The organism is Azospirillum halopraeferens DSM 3675 (assembly GCF_000429625.1).
Classification (GTDB): Bacteria; Pseudomonadota; Alphaproteobacteria; order Azospirillales; family Azospirillaceae; genus Azospirillum; species Azospirillum halopraeferens.
In genome coordinates, this window is sequence record NZ_AUCF01000001.1 from 152,135 (window position 1) to 171,177 (window position 19,043).

20 protein-coding genes are annotated in these 19,043 nt (G+C 70.0%); 7 read left to right on the plus strand and 13 right to left on the minus strand.

Translation table 11 applies throughout. The features are described 5' to 3' along the window. Nucleotides 1-54 precede the first annotated feature (54 nt). The gene (locus G472_RS38570; RefSeq protein ID WP_156926945.1) at nt 55-219 is read left to right on the plus strand and encodes a hypothetical protein; all 165 of its coding nucleotides are present in this window, start codon (nt 55-57) and stop codon (nt 217-219) included. Between the two features lie 79 nt (nt 220-298). Here G472_RS38570 and G472_RS0100720 read toward each other — a convergent pair whose 3' ends face one another. Beyond that, the gene (locus G472_RS0100720; protein WP_029006818.1) at nt 299-2,287 is read right to left on the minus strand and encodes a PhoX family protein; all 1,989 of its coding nucleotides are present in this window, start codon (nt 2,285-2,287) and stop codon (nt 299-301) included. 231 nt (nt 2,288-2,518) lie between these two features. Here G472_RS0100720 and G472_RS0100725 point away from each other — a divergent pair, with 231 nt between their 5' ends. Beyond that, nucleotides 2,519-3,133 (plus strand): YitT family protein, encoded by a 615-nt coding sequence (locus G472_RS0100725; RefSeq protein WP_029006819.1) that lies wholly within the window; start codon nt 2,519-2,521, stop codon nt 3,131-3,133. A gap of 7 nt (nt 3,134-3,140) precedes the next feature. On the opposite strand, the gene gmk is transcribed toward G472_RS0100725, so the two are convergent. Beyond that, entirely contained in the window at nt 3,141-3,821 is a 681-nt protein-coding gene (gene gmk / locus G472_RS0100730; protein WP_029006820.1) for a guanylate kinase, read from the minus strand. A 17-nt stretch (nt 3,822-3,838) separates the two neighbouring features. Then, entirely contained in the window at nt 3,839-4,705 is an 867-nt protein-coding gene (locus G472_RS0100735; RefSeq protein WP_029006821.1) for a YicC/YloC family endoribonuclease, read from the minus strand. Between the two features lie 118 nt (nt 4,706-4,823). Here G472_RS0100735 and G472_RS0100740 point away from each other — a divergent pair, with 118 nt between their 5' ends. Further along, nucleotides 4,824-5,585 carry an SDR family NAD(P)-dependent oxidoreductase gene (locus tag G472_RS0100740; RefSeq protein WP_029006822.1) on the plus strand — a complete coding sequence of 254 codons (762 nt, stop codon included), beginning with the start codon at nt 4,824-4,826 and terminating at the stop codon, nt 5,583-5,585. Between the two features lie 6 nt (nt 5,586-5,591). Here the strand turns inward: G472_RS0100740 and G472_RS0100745 are convergent, their stop codons facing one another. Continuing rightward, nucleotides 5,592-6,767, minus strand: a complete 1,176-nt coding sequence (locus G472_RS0100745; RefSeq protein ID WP_029006823.1) for a ChaN family lipoprotein — start codon at nt 6,765-6,767, stop codon at nt 5,592-5,594. Between the two features lie 133 nt (nt 6,768-6,900). On the opposite strand from G472_RS0100745, the gene G472_RS30535 reads away from it, so the two are divergent. Continuing rightward, the gene (locus tag G472_RS30535; protein WP_051340100.1) at nt 6,901-7,488 is read left to right on the plus strand and encodes a Uma2 family endonuclease; all 588 of its coding nucleotides are present in this window, start codon (nt 6,901-6,903) and stop codon (nt 7,486-7,488) included. Nucleotides 7,489-7,571: 83 nt separating this feature from the next. Then, complete coding sequence (locus tag G472_RS0100755) at nt 7,572-8,309, plus strand: SDR family NAD(P)-dependent oxidoreductase (RefSeq protein WP_029006824.1); 738 nt, start codon at nt 7,572-7,574, stop codon at nt 8,307-8,309. 28 nt (nt 8,310-8,337) lie between these two features. Here the strand turns inward: G472_RS0100755 and G472_RS0100760 are convergent, their stop codons facing one another. The 7 genes from G472_RS0100760 to G472_RS30545 all read right to left on the minus strand — a co-directional run bounded on the left by G472_RS0100760 (nt 8,338) and on the right by G472_RS30545 (nt 13,683). Beyond that, nucleotides 8,338-9,114: an Hpt domain-containing protein gene (locus G472_RS0100760; RefSeq protein ID WP_029006825.1), complete on the minus strand. Its 777-nt coding sequence runs from the start codon at nt 9,112-9,114 to the stop codon at nt 8,338-8,340. Between the two features lie 146 nt (nt 9,115-9,260). Then, nucleotides 9,261-9,806: a transcriptional regulator gene (locus G472_RS0100765; protein ID WP_029006826.1), complete on the minus strand. Its 546-nt coding sequence runs from the start codon at nt 9,804-9,806 to the stop codon at nt 9,261-9,263. Nucleotides 9,807-9,949: 143 nt separating this feature from the next. Next, a complete protein-coding gene (gene rnhA, locus G472_RS0100770; RefSeq protein WP_029006827.1) occupies nt 9,950-10,396 on the minus strand; it encodes a ribonuclease HI in 447 nt (148 codons plus the stop codon). Beyond that, nucleotides 10,393-11,361: a homoserine kinase gene (locus tag G472_RS0100775; protein ID WP_029006828.1), complete on the minus strand. Its 969-nt coding sequence runs from the start codon at nt 11,359-11,361 to the stop codon at nt 10,393-10,395. Before G472_RS0100775 ends, rnhA begins: the two co-directional genes overlap by 4 nt. 76 nt (nt 11,362-11,437) lie before the next feature. Beyond that, nucleotides 11,438-12,250, minus strand: coding sequence for a FadR/GntR family transcriptional regulator (locus G472_RS30540; RefSeq protein ID WP_084536353.1), 813 nt, complete (start codon nt 12,248-12,250; stop codon nt 11,438-11,440). A gap of 32 nt (nt 12,251-12,282) precedes the next feature. Continuing rightward, on the minus strand, nt 12,283-13,200 hold the full coding sequence (locus tag G472_RS0100785) for a DMT family transporter (protein ID WP_029006829.1): 918 nt from the start codon (nt 13,198-13,200) through the stop codon (nt 12,283-12,285). 84 nt (nt 13,201-13,284) lie between these two features. Beyond that, nucleotides 13,285-13,683: a hypothetical protein gene (locus tag G472_RS30545; protein ID WP_211100120.1), complete on the minus strand. Its 399-nt coding sequence runs from the start codon at nt 13,681-13,683 to the stop codon at nt 13,285-13,287. Between the two features lie 130 nt (nt 13,684-13,813). On the opposite strand from G472_RS30545, the gene G472_RS0100795 reads away from it, so the two are divergent. Then, a complete protein-coding gene (locus G472_RS0100795; RefSeq protein ID WP_156926946.1) occupies nt 13,814-14,695 on the plus strand; it encodes an N-formylglutamate amidohydrolase in 882 nt (293 codons plus the stop codon). Next, entirely contained in the window at nt 14,692-15,834 is a 1,143-nt protein-coding gene (locus tag G472_RS0100800; RefSeq protein WP_029006831.1) for a carboxylate-amine ligase, read from the plus strand. Before G472_RS0100795 ends, G472_RS0100800 begins: the two co-directional genes overlap by 4 nt. A gap of 22 nt (nt 15,835-15,856) precedes the next feature. Here G472_RS0100800 and G472_RS0100805 read toward each other — a convergent pair whose 3' ends face one another. Both G472_RS0100805 and G472_RS0100810 read right to left on the minus strand, forming a co-directional pair. Further along, nucleotides 15,857-18,424 carry a TIGR02302 family protein gene (locus G472_RS0100805; RefSeq protein ID WP_051340101.1) on the minus strand — a complete coding sequence of 856 codons (2,568 nt, stop codon included), beginning with the start codon at nt 18,422-18,424 and terminating at the stop codon, nt 15,857-15,859. Nucleotides 18,425-18,507: 83 nt separating this feature from the next. Continuing rightward, nucleotides 18,508-18,924: a bacteriohemerythrin gene (locus tag G472_RS0100810; protein ID WP_029006833.1), complete on the minus strand. Its 417-nt coding sequence runs from the start codon at nt 18,922-18,924 to the stop codon at nt 18,508-18,510. Between the last annotated feature and the right edge of the window lie 119 nt (nt 18,925-19,043).

Here is a 19,043-nt window from a genome sequence, read left to right on the forward strand (position 1 = left end):
GCTATGCAATAGGGACGTCGTAGGGTTGCGTTATCGGCGCTACTGGGATGTGGCATGCCAGACTACATTGGTCTCCAGAAGACGATGGAGATGACGATGACCTACGCGACCTTCGCGGATTTCCGCCACGACCGCAGCAGCGGCAACCTGATCAAGGCACTGAAGGCGTTCATGACCGCCTGGTGCGAGAAGTCCCGGCTGTACGGCTTCTACTATTGAGCCGGTCCGGGCGACGGCAAACGCGAAGGGCGGCCCCGTGAGGGGCCGCCCTTGCTGATTCGGGAGATGGTGTCAGCGATCAGAGACCGATGACGCCGCCGTCCTTCTTGGTGATGGCCACGACCGACGGGCGCGGCGGCATGCCGTCCTTGAAGTCGGGCCAGCGGGTGGCCGGATCCTCGAACGAGGACTTCTTGCCCGCGAACTTCTCCCACTGGTCGACGCCGTCGGTGGCCGGATGCTGCACTGCGACGAACAGGGTGGTGTCGTCCGTGGTGAAGCAGGGGCCGCACATCTCGGCACCGACGGGCACGCGGAAGAACATCTTCGACGTGCCGCGCAGGTCGCCGTCGGTCTCGACCGCCCACACACCGTCAGCGGTGCCCGACGCCTTCTTCCAGTTCTCGCCCTGGTCGGTGGTGACCCACAGGCGGCCATGGCTGTCGATGGCGCAGTTGTCGGGGCAGGCGAACACGCCGTTCGCCGTGGTCGCGGCGTTGAACTGGCCGCCCACCTCGGCCGTACCGCCCTGGATCAGCATCTGCCAGGTCGCCTTGTCCGCCATGTGGTCGCCGTTCGCCGGGATGATCTCGACGATGTGGCCCCAGTTGTTGGCGGCGCGCGGGTTGGTGGCGTCGACCTGCTCCGGCTTGCGGCGGGAGTTGTTGGTCAGCATCACGTAGATGCGGCCGGTCTTCGGGTTGACGTCGATGTCCTCGGGGCGGTCCATCTTGGTGGCGCCCAGGGCATCGGCTGCCAGGCGGGCGTGGATCAGAACGTGGGCCTGGTCCTTCCAGCCCTTGTCGGCGGTCAGCGGACCCTGGCCGAACACCAGCGGCATCCAGGTCACCGACCCGTCCGTGTCGAACTTCGCCACGTACAGCGTGCCCTCTTCGAGCAGCGTCATGTTGTGGGCGCGGTCCCCGTCCTTGTGGGTGTTCTTCGACACGAACTTGTAGACGTAGTCGAAGCGCTCATCGTCGCCCATGTACGCAACGGCGTGGCCGCTCTTGTCGATGACGACCGAGCAGGCCTCATGCTTGAAGCGGCCCAGCGCCGTCAGCTTGCGCGGCGTCGAGGTGGGGTCGTAGGGGTCGATCTCGACGATCCAGCCGAAGCGGTTGGACTCGTTCGGCTCCTTGGTGACGTCGAAGCGGTCGTGGTATTCGCCCCAGTTGTACCAGCCGCCGGGCACGCCGTAGCGCTTCAGCGCGGCGTCGTCGCTCTTGCCCCAGAAGTAGCCGTTGAAGTTCTCTTCGGCCGACAGCCAGGTGCCCCAGGGCGTCATGCCGCCGGCGCAGTTGTTCAGCATGCCGCGGACCTTGGTGCCCGACGGGTCAGCGGACGTCTGCATCATCGCGTGGCCGGCCGCCGGGCCGACCATGACGCATTCGGTCTCGCCGGTGATGCGGCGGTTGTAGGTGGACTTCGGATCGTAGGTCCACTTGCCGTTGACCTTGCGGATCTCGATCACCGAACCGCCGTGGGCGGCGATCTCGATGTCCGCCAGTTCGCGGGTCATCTTGTCGAACTTGGCTTCCTGCTGCTCACGGCCGACGCCGGGGAACATCACCTCCTCGTCGGTGTACTCGTGGTTGATGCAGAGCAGGCCGTGGTCGGGCGTGTTGGAGCCCAGCGGCAGCGGCGCGTAGCCGACGTAGTCGTTGTTGTAGCCGAACTGCTTGGCCTGGGCCTCGGCGCTCTGCTTCATCGGATCGAAGGCCGGCGCGTCGGCCAGCACCGGGTCGCCCCAGCGAATCAGAATGTCGGCATCGTAGCCGGGGGCAACGTGGTGGGTTTCGTCCACCCCGTGCTGGATCTCGGTGAAGGAAAAGGTCGGCTTGCCGGCGGCCGCGGCGGCCTCGCGGCTCACCGCCATCAGCGACGGACCCAGCAGGGCGCCGGCGGCGGCGGTGGCCAGCATGCCGCGCATCAGGTCGCGGCGGCCGAAGCGCGCGTTGATGACATCGCCCAGCGTCGGGTTGGTGGTCGGGTTGCTGCCGATGTCCTCACCGGCTTCGAAGGTCAGGTACTTCGTGCCCTTGGGGGCAGTGTCCCGGGTGTCCATGTTCTCGCCTCGCCGTGCTTTCGCCAATGATGGTTGGCGGGCCACCCCTGTCCGGGGGTCCGCGCGGCGCGAACATTAGCGGTCGCACATGACGCTTTCTTTGCGGGCCGGTGACGGAGGGGTTAAATCGATCGGTGTGCCTACGATGATGGATCGGCGTTGAAAACCTTGCCGACCGCGGTCTAAAAGCCTGTCGATGCCGGTTGGCGGCCGATCAGGGAAAGGTGACGGATGACGGACCCCAATACGGTTTCAAAACACCGGCTGTATGAGGACGCCGCGGCACTCGTCACCGGGACGTTGGTTGTATCGCTTGGTCTGGCTTTCTACACGAAGGCCGTCCTGATTACGAACGGGATGGCCGGGCTTTCCCTTCTTCTCCAATATGCCTCCGGCGTCGGCTTTCCGATAATTTTCTTTCTGATCAACCTTCCGTTCTATTGGCTGGCCGTGCGGCGGATGGGGTGGAGCATGGCGGTGCGCACCTTCATCGCCATCGCGCTGGTGTCGGTGTTTGCGCGGCTGACGCCGGAATGGATCGGCATTGCCAACGTCGATCCCGTGTATGCGGCGGTCGTTGGCGGTGCCCTCATGGGACTGGGGCTGCTCATCCTGTTCCGCCACCGGACCGGGCTGGGCGGCACCAATATCCTGGCCCTGTACCTTCAGGATCGCTACGGCATCCGTGCGGGCTGGTTCCAGCTCGGCGTCGATTCCGTGATCGTGTCGGCGGCCTTCTTCGTCGTGGAACCGGAGAAGGTGGCATTGTCGCTGCTGGGCGCCACCGTGCTGAACCTGATCATCGCCATCAACCACCGGCCGGGGCGCTACACCGCGGTGAGCTGAGGACCGCTCAGAGCGCAGCCTGGAGTCCCTTGACGAAGGGGGACAGCCCCACCTGGCGGCGGCGCTTCAGGCGCTCGGCCCGAAGGATCGCCTGGACCGACGCGACGCTTTCCGTCACGTCCGTGTTGACGATGACGTAATCGTACTCGGCCCAGTGGCTCATCTCGTCCGATGCCTTGGCCATGCGCCGGGCGATCACCTCGGCGGAGTCCTGGGCGCGGCTGTGCAGGCGCCGCTCCAGTTCCGCCGCCGACGGTGGCAGGACGAAGACGCTGACCAGATCCTCCCGGGCGTTCTCGGCAAGCTGCTGGGTGCCCTGCCAGTCGATGTCGAACAGCACGTCGCGGCCGGCGCGCAGCGCCGTCTCCACCGCACCGCGCGGGGTGCCGTAGCAGTTGTCGAAGACGCGGGCGTGTTCCAGCAGGTCGCCGGCCGCGGCCATGCGCTCGAACTCCGGCAGGTCCACGAAGTAGTAGTCGATGCCCGGCTTCTCCCCCGGGCGCATCGGCCGCGTCGTCACCGACACGGACATGGTGATGCCGGGATCCAGGTCGAGCAGACGGCGGGAGATGGTGGTCTTTCCGGCGCCGGAGGGGGAGGAGAGCACCAGCATCAGGCCGCGGCGGTGGATGTCCCCCGGCTTCGGGGCAGGGGCGGTGCTCTGGGCGTCGGTGGCGTTGGCAGACATGGGCGGTGCGTTCCCGGTTACTCGACGTTCTGGACCTGCTCGCGCAACTGCTCGATGGAGGCTTTGAGCGAGAGACCGATGCGGGTCAGTTCCACATCGGCCGACTTGGAGCACAGCGTGTTGGCCTCCCGGTTGAACTCCTGGCACAGGAAATCGAACCGGCGGCCGATGGCGCCGCCCTCGGCCAGCAGGTCGCGGGCCGCCTGGATGTGGGCGCGCAGGCGGTCCATCTCCTCCCGCACGTCGGCCTTGGCGATCAGCAGCGCCGCCTCCTGGGCCAGCCGCTCCTCCGGCAGGGCGGGGACGGCGTCCAGCAGGGCGTTCACCTGGGCCTTCAGCTTGTCCCGCAGCGCCTGGGGCTGCAGCGAGGCGCAGCCCGCTGCCGCCTCCACCAGCCGGCCGATCTCGTCCAGGTGGCCGGAGAGGATGGTGGTGAGGCGCGCCCCCTCGGCGGCGCGGGCCGCGGCGAGGCGGTCGATCAGCACGCCGAGGTCGGCCTTCAACGCCGCCTCCAAACGCTCCCGGGATTCGGCTTCGTCCTCCTCCACCGGCTCGATGATGCCGCGCACCGACAGCAGGGCGTCCAGCCGGGGCGGGGCGGCGCCGGCGCCTTCGATTTCGCGGGCCAGTTCCAGCACCCGGGCCAGCAACTCACGATTGATGCGGAGCTGCGACACCGTGGCGGTGCGCGTCAGCGCCAGGGTGAGGTTGACGGAGCCCCGCGCCAGCCGCCGGGGCACCTCGGCGCGCGCCGCCGCCTCGATCCCGTCGAAGCCGTTGGGAAGGCGGCAGCGGATGTCGAGGGTGCGGCCGTTGACGCTCTTGGCCTCGAAGGTCCAGGTGAAGCCGTCGGCATGGCCGTCGACGCGGGCGAATCCGGTCATGCTGGCGACGACGGGACGTTGGGCGGTCAAGGGCGGCCTCGGCTACAATCGGAGGGACAGGGCGGGGCGAGTTATATCCCGCCCCCGACACACCAACAAGCGGTGAAGGCAAACCGACATGCGGCATCCGCGCACGATCGTGATCACCGGGGCGTCCAGCGGCATCGGCGAGGCCCTGGCGCTGGCCTACGCCGGGCCGGGGACGACGCTGGGGCTCAGCGGGCGCGACCCGGGACGCCTTGCGGCGGTGGCGGGGCGCTGCCGCGACCGCGGCGCCGCGGTGGAGGAGGGGGTGGTGGACGCCGCCGACCGGGATGCCATGGCGGCCTGGCTGACGGGCATTGACGCCCGCACGCCCGTCGACCTGGTGATCGCCAACGCGGGCGTGTCGGCCGGCACCGGCTTGGATGGCGAGACGGAGGACCAGGCGCGGCGCATCTTCGCCATCAACCTGGACGGGGTGATGAACAGCGTCTTCCCGCTGCTGTCGGCCATGCGCGCGCGCCGCCGCGGTCAGGTGGCGCTGATGGCCTCACTGGCCGGATTCCGCGGCTTTCCCGGGGCCCCGGCCTATTGCGCCAGCAAGGCGGCGGTGCGGGTGTGGGGGGAGGCGCTGCGCGGCGACCTGGCCCGTGACGGGATCGGTGTGTCGGTGATCTGCCCCGGCTTCGTGCGCAGCCGGATGACCGACCGCAACCCTTTTCCCATGCCCTTCCTGATGGACGCTGACCGTGCCGCCGCGGTCATCCGCCGCGGGCTGGAGCGCAACCGCGGCCGCATCGGCTTTCCCTGGCCGATGGTCGCCGCAGTGTGGCTGCTGGCCGCCCTGCCGCCGGGATGGACCGACCCGCTGCTGCGGATGGCGCCGAAGAAGCCATGAATCGTGTCACTCCGCCGGGAACTTGGCGACCAGTTCCGTCGACGTGCGGTCGCGCCGCACGGTGATGGGCAGCCAGGTGCCGGGCGCCTGGCGCCGGACGATGGCCACGAGATCGGCCGGGGCGCGGACGGGCGTTCCCGCCGCGGTCACCACCAGATCGCCGGTGGCCAGACCGGCGGCGGCGGCGACGCTGTCGCCCTGCACGGTGCCGATGCGCACGCCGCCCTCGGCGGGTTCCAGCACCACGCCCAGCCGCGGCCGCGGCGGCTCGGCCGCCGTCTGTTCGGGCGGCGCCACGCCGAACACCGCGTCGGCCACCCGGCCGTCCAGGCCGACGCAACCCCGCGTCGCATCCCAGGGCAGCAGCACCAGCGATCCGGTGATTCCCAGGTCGTCGAGCTGGTGGGGAACGCCGTGGCGGTTCTCGATGTGGCCCGACCCCATCAGGGCGACGACGGTGCGGCCGGTGGCGCGGCGGGTCTCGGCGATCCGCTCGGCCATGGCACGGTCCCACACGGACTGCGCCTCGACGAAGCGGGCGAAGGCCGGCGAATCGCGGTCGCCCGCCCGGTCACCGTGCTGCGCCATCACCTCCGCCAGACGGTCCAGGTAGGCGGCGGGCGGGGCCGCGGGGTTGCCCACGCCTTCGCGCTCGGATTCGGGGATGGCGGCCCAGCCCTCGCGGCCGGTGCGCGACACCAGCGCGCGGTCCACGTTCAGCGCCACCAGGGGCAGGCGGTGCATGCGGGCGAAATGGAAGATGGGCAGGTACATGTCCGCCCCGAAGCCCCACACCTCGGCCCAGCGGCTGTCGCGCAGGAACTCCTCCTCGGTGGAGAGGCCGGCGGTCCAACGGTCCAGCGCCGCCTGGCTGGAGCGCGGGAACATCTCCAGCCCCACGGCGATGCCGGGATTGATCGCGTGGATGCCGGCCAGGGTGTGGAGTTGCCAGCGGTGGTGTTCCGGGTTGTCGTGGGTCTCGCCCAGCAGCACCACCGGTGCCGCGGCGGCCCGCCGCAGCAGAGCATCGGCGGCCGCCGGCTGCCCGGTCCCGTCCGACCAGGCACCCGCGGCGACGCAGACGCCGGGCGGCGGGGGCGGTGTGGCGGCGGCGGAGCGGGCATCGGCGGCCGGCAGGGCGCACCCGGCCAGAAACAGCAGCAGCATCAGGCGGCGCGGCACCGGGCAACTCCTCGTGGTGGGCGGCGGGTACGCTCCACAAGGTTGGTCATCCCGGGCCAACCTTCAACGGCGCCGCATCGGTGGCGCGCGTGATGAGCGACGGATTAGATCGGCCGGCAACGGAGGCGCGACGATGGCACATCCCGGGGCCGGGCCCTGCACGCGAGATGATTTCCTGGCGTGGGAAGCCACCCGGTCCGATCGTTGGGAATTCGTGTTCGGCCGCGTCAAGATGATGGCGGGCGGCTCGGTGGCGCACAACCTGATCGCAGGCAACGTCTTTGCCGCGCTCGACGCGGCATTGGGGGAGGGACCGTGCGTGCCGTTCCGGCAGAACCAGCGGTTGGCGCCGGCTGAAAACGACGACCTGATCTACCCCGACGTGCTGGTCACCTGCCGGCCGCTCGACGACCGGGCGCAGACCGTCGCGAGCGCCACGCTGATCGTCGAGGTGCTGTCGCCGAGCACCCGCGCCGACGACCTCGACGCCAAATGGTCGGGCTATCAGCGGATCGATGACCTGCGCCACTATCTGGTGCCGGAGACCGACAGTATGACCGCGATTCTCTACAGCCGCGCTGATGCCACCGCGTCGTGGAGCTATCGGCGCCTCACCGGCCCGGAGGCCGTGATCGACCTGACGGCGCTGACCGTGACACTGCCCCTCAAAGCCCTCTATCGGCGCACCGCCCTTGCCCGCGGTGCAACGGACGAAGAATGAGGTCGGCCGCGCCACGGCTCTCACCCGTTTTGCCCGCCGCGTTCCCCATGGCGACCGGGCGCGATCCGCGCTAGCATGGGGTCATGCCGCACCGCAAGACCGTCATCCTCACCGGCGCCAGCCGGGGCATCGGCCACGCCACCGTCGCGCGCTTCAGCGCCGAGGGCTGGCGCGTCATCTCCTGCTCGCGCGAGGACGTGCCGGAGCATTGCCGGCGCGATCCCAACTGGACGCACCACATCCCCGCAGACCTGTCGGACCCCGCCAGCCGGCAGGCGTTCGTCACCGAGGCGAACAAGGCGCTGGACGGTGCGCCCCTGCACGCCCTGATCAACAACGCCGGCGTCTCTCCCAAGACGCCGATCAAGGAGCGGCTGGGCTGCCTGAACGGCGACATCGCCGGATGGTACCGGGTGTTCGAGCTGAACTTCTTCGCGCCGCTGGTGCTGGCGCGCGGGTTCGCCGCGGCGCTGGCCCGCGGCAAGGGGGCGGTGGTCAACGTCACCTCGATCGCCGGCCACTCCGTCCACGCCTTCGCCGGGTCCGCCTATTCCACCTCCAAGGCCGCCCTGTCCGGGCTGACCCGCGAGATGGCGGTGGAGTTCGCGGAACTGGGGGTGCGGGTCAACGCCATTGCCCCCGGCGAGATCGAGACGGCGATGACCGGCCCGGAATACGATGTCCTGATCCCGCGCATCCCGCTGCACCGCATGGGGACGCCGGAAGAGGTGGCGGCGGTGATCTTCCAGCTCTGCGGTCCAGACATGGCGTACGTCACCGGGACCGAGATCTTCATCACCGGCGGCCAGCACCTCTATTGAGCCGGCCGCCGGCGACGGCGCGCAACCCTCAGCCCAGATTGTGCTTTGCCACCACGGCGGCGAAATCGTCGCCGAAATGGGAGCCGACCCGGATAACCGACACGCCGTGCGGGATTTCCTTCAGGGCCGGGTTGTCCAGGTCCATGGAGGTCAGCAGGGCCATCGGCACGTGGCGCGTCACGCTCATGGCGCGCAGGCCGCGGATCAGGTCCAGGCCGGAAAGGCCGTCCATGACCAGGGAGGCGATCAGCATGTCCGGCGGCACGCGCACCGCCAGACTGATGGATTCGATGGGATCGTTGACGGTGATGGTGCGGAAGCCGCACGCCGCCAGCTCCTTGCCCACCTTCTTGGCGGCGACCTTCGACGGCGTGACCAGCATGATCTCGATGTTGCGGATCTCCACATCCGTCACATCGAACTTGTAGCGCACCGGCAGGGCGCGGATGATGCGGTTGGTTTCCGCCAGGGCCGGCTGTTCGGCGCGGTCCACCAGTTCCGCGATGCGGTCGAGGAAGACCTGGATGTTGGGCACCTCCCGCTCGTCGAGGCGGGTGAGATCGCTCAGGTAATCCTCCAGGCGGTGGGCCACCAGGCTGACGGTGGGAAACCCGAACGACGTTCCCGTGCCCTTCAGGTTGTGCGCCTCCAGCCGGACCAGACCGATCACCTCGGCATCCTTGCGCGTACCCTTGGCGTACCCGTCGAGGGTTTCGTACATCACCTGCAGACGGTCGCGGGAATCGTCGACGAACTCGATGCGCAGCCGGTCTTCGAGATCATCGGTGGTGAGGGCAGTGGCCATAGGGGCGCTTCCGCGGCGGTTGACGGAGGTCGTTGGAGACGCAAAGGTACACGAGAAACCACGGCCCCGAAACGATCGGTCCGCAAACGGGTACGGTAAATTGTCGCGTCGCCCCGGGCGGGCGGCACGCCGTCGCCGGGATGGGATTACAGCCGGTTCAGCAGGTCGGTAAACCACGCGATGCGCGCCTGCGTCTGCTGCAGGTCGTGGTCCAGCCACGACGCCAGCACGCCGGGGTCGTCGCTGTGGTGGCGCTTCAGGTCGGCCAGGCGCGCCATCTCCGTCTCGTGCAGGATCAGCAGCGTGTCCACCTGCTCGCGCTGGGTTTCGGCGTCCAGCAGGTGCAGGAAGCGCAGCTTCAACGCGATGACCAGCTTGTTCAGCCCGTCCGCCGACGGGGCGCGCACGTTGGCGCGCATCAGCGTGTCGAACTCCAGCCGGCCGGCCGCGGTGGGGCCGAGGAGGGCGTTGTCCTCCATGCCTGAACCGTCCAGCGCCTCGATCAGCCCCTCGTAGCGCAGCATCTCCAGCGACGTGCCCATCAGGTCCAGCGAGGGGCCGACGATGCGGTCGAGGAAGTGGCGCACCGCGGACGCGAGGTCGGCGTAACGCATCGCCCCGTTCTGCATCAGCGTGCCGAGAACGGCGAGGCGCACGGCCTCCTTCGGCATCAGCGAATTGTCGCGGTACATGGCGTCCTCGTCCCCCGGAACGTCGCGGTTTCAGCGGTATCGCCGCCGGCCCGAAGCACCGGCAAGGATTTCCACCCCCGATAAGGTAGCCTTCGGGGCCGGCCAAGTCCAGTGGTCAAGCGGCATAGCGCCGCCGCATCTGCTCAGCCCGGCTCCCGGGCCTCGCGCAGGCCGCGGCGGGCCAGGGCGTCGGCCCGCTCGTTCTCGGGATGGCCGGCGTGGCCGCGCACCCAGTGGAACTCGATCTCGTGGCGGTTCCGGGCCTCGTCGAGCCGTTGCCACAGATCGACGTTCTTCACCGGCTTGCGGTCGGCGGTAACCCAGCCCTTGGCCTTCCAGCCGTGGATCCACTTGGTGATGCCGTTCTTCACGTACTCGCTGTCGGTGTACAGCCGCACCTTGACCGGCCGCTTCAGCGCCTCAAGGGCCTGAATGGCCGCCATCAGCTCCATGCGGTTGTTGGTGGTGGCCGGTTCGCCGCCGCACAGCTCCTTCTCGACGGTGCCGTAGCGCAGGATGGCGCCCCAGCCACCGGGGCCGGGGTTGCCGCTGCACGCCCCGTCCGTGAACACGTCGACGACGGCCGTCATGGCACGTCCAGCCCGTATTCGCCGAGACCGCGGACCTGCTGGTGGAAGCGCAGCTTGTGCAGGTACTCCAGCGGGTCCTTGGGCCGCACGAAAGCGCCCGGCGGGTGGTTGAGCAGGTCGTAGAGGCGGGTCAGCAGGAACCGCACCGCCGCACCGCGGCACAGCCATGGCAGGGCGTCCAGTTCCGCCGCGGACAGGGGGCGGACGCGGGTGTAGTGCGACAGCAGCAGCCGCGCCTTGGTGGCGTTGAAGGCGCCGTCGGGCTCGAAGCACCAGGCGTTCAGGCAGATCGCCGCGTCGTAGGCGAAGAAGTCGTTGCAGGCGAAGTAGAAGTCGATCAGGCCCGACAGCGCGTCCCCGGTGAAGAACACGTTGTCGGGAAACAGGTCGGCGTGGATCACCCCGGACGGCAGGCCGGCCGGCCAATGGGCCTCCAGCGCCGCCAGTTCCGCGGCCAGCGCATCGCGCAGCCCCGGCCGCACGGTGTCCGCCCGGTCGGCGCAGCGGGCGAACAGGTCGGTCCAGCCGGGCAGCGACAGGGCGTTGGCGCGGACCATGGCGAAGTCGGCCACCGCCAGGTGCAGCCGCGCCAGCGCCTCGCCGAGGCGGGCGCAGTGGTTCAGCCCGATGCGCCGCGGCCACATGCCGTTCAGGTACGTGACGATCACCGCGGGACGGCCGCACAGCTCCCGCAGCGCCTCGCCGTCGCGGCCGTGCACGGGCAGCGGACAGGCCACGCCCCGGTCGGCGACGTGTTCCATCAGCCCCAGGAAGAACGGCAGGTCCTCACGCCGGGTCCGCTTCTCGTACAAGGTGAGAATGTAGGGGCCGCTGCCGGTGACCAGCAGGTAGTTGGAATTTTCCACCCCCTCGGCAATTCCCTTGCACGAGAGGACGGGACCCAGATCGTACTGGGCGACGAAGGCGTTCAGCTCCTCGTCGGAGACTTCGGTGTAGACGGCCATGGCCATGCGCCTTACCGGGTTTCGCGCCACCGGTCAATGGCCGGTCGACGGGCGGTCGCGGCGCGCTGCGGCCGACCTACTCCCCGTCGTCGGCGCCGTCGGGCGGCGCCGCCGGGTGCGGCGCTGCCGTGCCGGGCGGTTGGATCTGGCGGTAGCGCTCCAGAACCCAGCCCAGATGGGTGCGGATGGCCTCCGCGGCGTCGTCGGGGGCGCGGCGGGACAGCGCCTCGTAGATGGCGCGGTGGTGACGCAGCATGGTGTCCTCCCGTCCCTCGGCGAACACCGGGGAGTGGTGGAATTCCACCATCTGGCCCAGGATCTCGCGGATGGTGGAGAGGATGTGCAGGTAGACGGGGCTGCCCGCGGCCCGGCCGATGGCCAGGTGGAAGTCGAAATCGTCATCGGTGCGGTTGCGCCCCGGCCGGTCCATCAGGCTGACGATGCGCCCGATGGCGTCGAGCTGGTCGGCGCTGGCCCGCTCGGCGGCGCGCCGGGCCGCCCAGGTCTCCAGCGCCATGCGGATCTCCACCAGGTCGTAGAGGTTCTCCAGCTTGACACGGACCATTTCGGTGAGCGCTGCGTCCATGGCACCGGCCGAGGACACCACCCGCGTGCCGCCGCCCTGAACGGCCGTGAGAAATCCCTGGGTCTTCAGCTTCTGCAACGCCGCCCGCACCGACACCCGGCTGACGTTGAGCTGCTCGGCCAATTGGCGTTCGCCGGGCAGGCGCTGTCCCGGCTCCAGGTCGCCGTGGCCGATGCGATCCAGGATGCGCTCCGCCACCCAGTCGGAGACGCGCCGGGTCGGGTCGGGTCGGACCTTCCCGTCGTCGGCCGGGGTGGTGGGTTGCGGCGCAACCTCGGACGGTGTCAGGTCGGGATTGTTCATTGCGCGAGTATCCGTCCCCGGGAAATGATTCGTCAACGACTGCCGCGCCTGGCCAGCAGGATTCCGGCGAGCACGATGGCGGCGCCGGCCGCCTGCCACGGCCCCAGCGATTCGCCCAGCAGGGCCCAGGCGAACACCGCCGCCGCCGCCGGCTGCAAAAGCAGGCTGACCGACGAGAACGCGGCCGGCAGATGGGCCAGGGCGTAGGCGATCAGGCTCTGCCCACCGGCGTGGCTGACCAGCGCCAGCCCCAGCAGCACGGCCCAGCCGGCAAGGGTGGGCGACATCAGGCTTTCGCCGGACAGGATGGCGATGGGCAGCAGCGCCGCGCCGGTTACCACGCCGCTCCATGTCATGATGGTGGCGGTGGAGAACTCCGCGCGCAGGCGCCCGACCGACAGGATGTACCCGCCGTAGAAGACGGCCGTCAGCAGCCCCAGGGCGTCGCCGAACAGGGCGTCGACGCTCAACTGAAGGCTCCGCCCCATCAGCACGACGGCACCGCCCAGCGCCAGCGCCAGGCCCAGAACGAAGGTGCGCGAGAAACGCTCCTTGAACACCAGCCAGGATACCAGGGTCACGAAGATGGGGGCGAAGTTGGCCAGCAGCGTGGCGTTGGCGACCGAGGTGAACTGGATCGACCAGTGCCAGACCGCGAGATCGCCGGCAAAGAACAGCCCGGCCACCGATAGGCGAAGGTGGTCCTTCAGGCCGGACGGCCGGCGGGCCCGCATACCGCCCTTGGGCTCCAGCCGCATCCACAGGTACAGGGCGGGCAGGGCGAAGGCCAGGCGCCAGAAGGCGGTGGCGCTCGGCCCCACCTCCGACAGGCGCACGAAGATGGGCGCGAAGGCGATGCCCAGGGCGCCGATCAGCAGCGCCGCGATCGCGATGCGCTGGGTACGGTCACCGCGGGGCAGGGCGAGGGTGGCGGAGCTGGCGTCTGGCATGGAATGCTTATAAACGGCCGCACCGTGTCCGTCACCAGCCCCGAAGGGCATGGCTCGGTTGCATGAACGCTCCCGGGGTTCGCCTCAACTGCAAAAGGCGGTGCACACCTGGCGCGGGATGACCTGACCGCCGCAGGTGGCGAAGCAGGTGCGGAAATCGCTTTGGCAGGCCCCGTCGCACCCGCTGTCGTTGCACCGCCAGGTCTGTTCAAAGCTGGACGGCGTGCGTTTGATCGGTTCCTTCTTGGCGGTCCGCTCGTTGACGTACTGCTGGTAGTCCATCATGGCGCGGGAGCGCTGATCGGCGACGCAGGTCTGCTTTTCCAGCCGGCAGGACTGCCGGCAGTACTGGGTGGTCTGCTGGCACTGGGCCACGCACATCCGCCCCTCGGGGCTGGACGGCGGGATGAGGGTGTATTGGGTCTCGATCACCGGCCCGCAGCCCGCCAGGGCAAGGAGAACCGCGAACAAGACCAGACGCACCTGTTTCATCCCGAATCCCCGGTTATCAAGCGATGACCGGACGCTAGCACCGTAACCGAAGGGTTACCACTCCCGTACGCGTGTGCTGCCCGCTTCCGCCCGTCCGTCTCCCTGCGCTACAGTGATGATCATGACGCCACCCTCACCTTGCTGTCCCGCCCGGCCGCTGCACCCGTCGTCCGGGCCCGTTCCGGCGCGCGCCGCGCCGCGCCCCCTGATCGGCCCCGACGACCCGCCGCCGGCCACCGTGCTGAACCCCGGCGGCGCGGCGGCGATGGTCCTGGTCTGCGACCACGCCCACCGCACCATTCCCCGGGCGCTGGGCTCGCTGGGCCTGTCGGAGGAGCAGTTGCGCCGTCATATCGCCTATGACATCGGGGCGGCCGACGTGACGCGGCATCTGGCGGAGCGTTTCGACGCGCCGGCGGTCCTGGCCGGCTATTCGCGCCTGGTGATCGACCCCAACCGGGCGCTGGAGGACCCCACGGCCGTGCCGGTGGTCAGCGACGACGTGGTGATCCCCGGCAACCGGGCTCTCGACGCCGAGGACGTGCGCCGGCGGGTGGATGCCTTCTTCACACCCTATCAGGCCACGGTGGCGGCCACGGTGGCGGCCAAACGGGAGCAGGGGGTGGTGCCCGCCTTCGTGTCCGTACACAGCTTCACGCCGGAGATGCGCGGCGTGGCGCGGCCCTGGCACGTGGGCGTGCTGTGGGACGGGGACCCGCGCATCGCCGTGCCGCTGATCGAACGGCTGCGCGCCGACGGGCGCTGGTGCGTCGGCGACAACGAGCCCTATTCCGGCCGCGGCACGCTGGGCGGCACGGTGGAGACGCACGCCACGCCGGCCGGCCTGCCCAACGTCCTGCTCGAGATCCGCCAGGACCTGATCGCCACGCCGCAGGGGGCGGCGGAGTGGGCCGACGTCATCGGCGACGCGCTCGACGCGGTGCTGGCCGCCGATCCCGACATCTTCACCGTACGCGTCTACCCGCGGGAGGCACGGGAATGACGGGCGAGCCGGCCTTCACCATCGGGCTGGAGGAGGAATACCTCCTCGTCGACCGCCGCACCCGCGACATCGTGCCGAGCCCGCCGGAGGAGATGCTGAAGGCGGCGCAGGCCCTTGCCCCCGGCCAGATCCAGCCGGAGTTCCTGCGCTGCCAGATCGAGGTGGGCACGCGCGTGTGTTCCACCATCCCGCAAGCGCGCGCCGAACTGGCCCGCCTGCGCGCCACCGTGGCCGGCGTCGCCGATGGCTACGGCCTTGCCCCTATCGCCGCGTCCACCCACCCCTTCGCCGCGTGGGAGCCGCAGAAGCACACCAACCGCGACCGCTACAACATGCTGGCGCGCGATCTCGGCGCACCGGCGCGGCGGCTGATGATCTGCGGCATGCACGTGCACGTGGGCATCGACGACGACGACCTGCGCATCGACCTGATGAACCAGGTGCGTTACTTCCTGCCGCACCTGCTGGCGCTGTCCACCTCCTCGCCCTTCTGGCGGGGACGGGAGATGGAGCGCAAGTCCTACCGGCTGTCCGTCTGGCACGACCTGCCGCGCACCGGCATGCCCGAGGACTTCGCCAGCTTCGGCGAGTACCTGAACAACGTGGACGTGCTGGTGAAGTGCGGGGTCATCGAGGACGCCAGCAAGCTGTGGTGGGACATCCGCCCGTCCACCCGCTTCCCGACGCTGGAGATGCGGATCACCGACATCTGCACCCGGCTGGACGACGCGGTGACCATCGCGGCGCTGCTGCGCTGCCTGTTGCGGATGCTGTGGCGGCTGAAACTGCGCAACGTCACCTGGCGTCCCTACCGCCGCCTGCTGATCGAGGAGAACCGCTGGCGCGCCCAGCGCTACGGCTTCGACGACGGGCTGGTGGACTTCGGCCGCGGCGAGATCGTTCCCTACGCCGACCTGCTGGAGGAACTGATCGCCCTGGTGCAGGAGGACGCCCGCCATTTCGACTGCGTCGCCGAGGTCGCGGCCGCCCGCGACATCCTCACCCGCGGCACCAGCGCCCACCGCCAGGTGGCGGTTTACCGCCAGGCCCTGGAGGACGGCGCGGACGGCTGGGAGGCCATGCAGCGCGTGGTCGACTGGCTGATCGAGGAGACCATGGTCGGGGTGGGCACGCCCTGACCAACGGCGGCTGCCGCCGCCGTCAGAATTGGCGCAGCAGCCGTTCGATGTACTCGCGCTCCATCTGCGGCCGGTCGTATTCGCCGGAGCGGCGGCGCAGTTCGTCCAGGATCTCGCGGGCGCGCTGGATGTCGGCCTCGCCGGGGATCTTCACCTGGCCGTCGTCGACCTGATTGAAGCCGTCGGGGCGGCGGCCCAGCGGGTCGCGGTTGCGGCCGGGCTGGTTCGGCGGCGCGCCCGGCGGGCCCATCATCATGCCGGGGCCGGCCATCTGCTGCATCATCTGCTCGGCCATGCCCTGGAGACCCTGCTGCAACTCTTGCAGCGCCTGTCCCTGCGACGGCACGGCGGCACCGGGGGCGCCCTGCTGCAGCGCCTGCGCGGCGTCGCGCATGGCCCGCTCGGCGCGGCCGAGCGGTTGCGGGATGTCGCCCATCTGCTCGCCCATCCGGCGCATCATCTCGCCGAGCTGGCGGCGCAGGGCCTCCTGCCGTTCGGCCTGCTGCTGGGTCAGCGGGCTGGCGGATTGCTGCTGCTGCTGGCGGCCGCCGCGGCCGCGCGGCGACTGCTCGCCCCCCGGCTGCGGCATGCCGTTCATGGCGTTCATCTGGTCCTGCGCGCTGCGGAAGCTCTCGTCCATCAGCTCCTGCTGCTGCTGCATCAGATCCTGCATGTCGCGCATCGCCTGCATGGCCTGGTTCTGGCCCTGCGGCATCTGCGCCATCATGCCCGCCCGCATGTTCTCCAGCATCTGCTGGAGCTGCGAGAGCATCTGGCGGGCGGCGTCGCGCGCCCCCGTCTCCGCCATCTCGCGCATGCGGTCCATCATTTCCTGAAGGTCCGCCTGGTTCATCATGTTCTGCGCCATCTCCGGCGGGATCATCGGGACCTCCTCGCCCCGTTCCAGCGCCTGGCGCAGGTTCTCGGCCATCGCCTCCATGAAGCGGTCGAAGGCTTCCTGCAACTGGTCCATGAGTTGCCGGATTTCCTCGTCGGAGGCGTTGCGGTCCAGCGCCTCGGCCAGGCGACGCTCGGCGTCGCGCAGATCGCGCTCGGCCAGCGACAGACCGCCGTCCTCGATGCGCAGGGCCGTCTCCCACAGAAGGCGCTGCACCCCCGTCACCGCCGCATCGTCGGCGTCCAGCATCAGGCGCGCGGCGGCGGTGCGCAGGGCCAGGAAGACCACCAGGTCATGGCCGTAACGGGCGGGAATCGCCGACAGGTCGGCCAGGATCTCGGCCACCGGCTCGCGTGCACCGGGTTCCAGGGTCAGGCGCTTGCGCTGCTCGACGATGGCGCGGGCGATGGGATGGTTGAACACCCGCTCCGGCAGGACCATCGCAAAGTCCTCGGTCTCGCCGGTCTGGGCCGCCCCGTCGACGGCGGTCAGGCGCAATGTCACCGGCAGCCCGGCCCAGGGATGGTCGGTCAGGTCGTGGAAGGCGGCCTGCCGGGCCTCCTTCGGGTTGATGCCGGGCAGCGGCAGGGGCAGTTCCAGCGGCTCCCGCCCCACCGTCTCCGGCAGATCCTCGGGAGCGAGCCGGACGGTGGCGGACACGGCGGCGATGCCGTAGTCGTCGCGGGCCGCGTACTCGATGCGCAGTGCGCCGCGCTCGGACCGGGCCGGGGGAGCGGCGAACTCGATGGCGGGGGGGCTGTCGGCGATCACCTCGATCGCCCAGGAGCCGAGCGTGCCTCCCCCCTGCGTCACGGCGATCCGGTGGCCGGCGGTCACCGGCGCCTGCACCTGGAAGGACCCGGAATCCACGGTTTCGAAGGGCACCCGTTCATCGCCGATCTGCAGCGCCGGCTGGGACGCCCCGCCGGTGACCCGGCCGAGCACGAGGCTGCCTTCCGGCACCATGACGGGACCGGCGGGACCCTCGGTCGCGGGGCCGGTACCCGCCCGCAGGAAGATGGGCGGCAAGCCGGTGTATTCCGGCGGCGTCAGCCACAGGTCGAGAGCGACGGGAGCGGCCACCGCGCCGCCGCCGAGGTGCGGCGTCAGGGCGGCGGAGAGGCGGGGACGCCAGTCGTGCCAGCCGCCGGCCACCGCGACGAACAGGACGAGGCCGACCGCCATGCGCAGCGCCAGCGGGTCGCGCGCCGCCACGTTGGGGTGCGGTGCGGCGACGCGCAGATGGCGCACGCTGTCGCGCATGCGCTCCTGGTGGATGCGCCACAGGGCCGCGGCGGTGGCGTCGCCGCCCGCCGGGGCGTCGCGCAGGGCGTTGAGGGGACGGTGGGCCAGCCCGCTGTCCCGCTCCACGCGGCGCCGCGCGGTGGCGGGGTCGGGCAGGGTGACGCGGCGCAGACCGCGCCACAGGGTGCCGCCGATCGCCACCGCGAAGACCGCCAGCACGGCGGCATGCAGCCATCCCGGCAGCATCGGCAGGATGTTCAACAGCGCCAGCGCCAGGAACGCCCCGACCAGGGCCGCGGGAATCCACAGCGCCGGCCACAGCCGTTCCCACAGCAGGGCGGCGCGGGCCAGGGCGAGATGCCCGGCGGGCGCACCGGCGTCGCGCCCCGGCACCGGGCGCGGGGAGGGTGGGGCGGCGCCACGCCCGCGGGTCGTCTTGTCCTGCATGCCGCTCTCCCGTCCCCTCGTTCCGGCCGGCCCTCGTTCCGGCCGGATGGTCGCGGCCCGGCCGGTGTCCGTCCATGGTCAGTTTATGTAGGTCGGCCGGCGGCGCTTTCCGCTGCCCGTTCGTCGAGCCATTCACCCAACCATTTGTCCATGACCAAAATATGGCCGCAGAGCCACATCTCCACATAGTTCTGCAGGAACATCACCTCATCCCCCCGATGCTCCGCGTCCGTGGCCATCCGGCGGACATAGGTGGCGAAGGTGTCGTGCATCGCCTTGTGCTTTTCATAGTCGGGATAGCCGCGGGCGCGCATCAGCGCTTCCTCGCGATGGAAATGGTGCTCCGAATAGTCGACGAGGTCGTGCAGGAAGCCGCCGACCACGGCCGCAGCCTCGCCGCGGCTGACGGCGTCGCTGAAACGGTTGAAAAGTTCGAACAGGTGGCGGTGATCGTCGTCCACGCCGCGCTGCCCGATGGCGTAAGCGTCGTCCCAATCCATGGTGCGTTTCCCCGGTGCAATTTTTTGATTCGCTTTGGGGTCGAGTGTGCCCCAACGTCCGCTCCGAAGGAATTGCCACCGTGGCCGCAGGGCGCCGGGCGCGCTATCGTCGGCGTTCC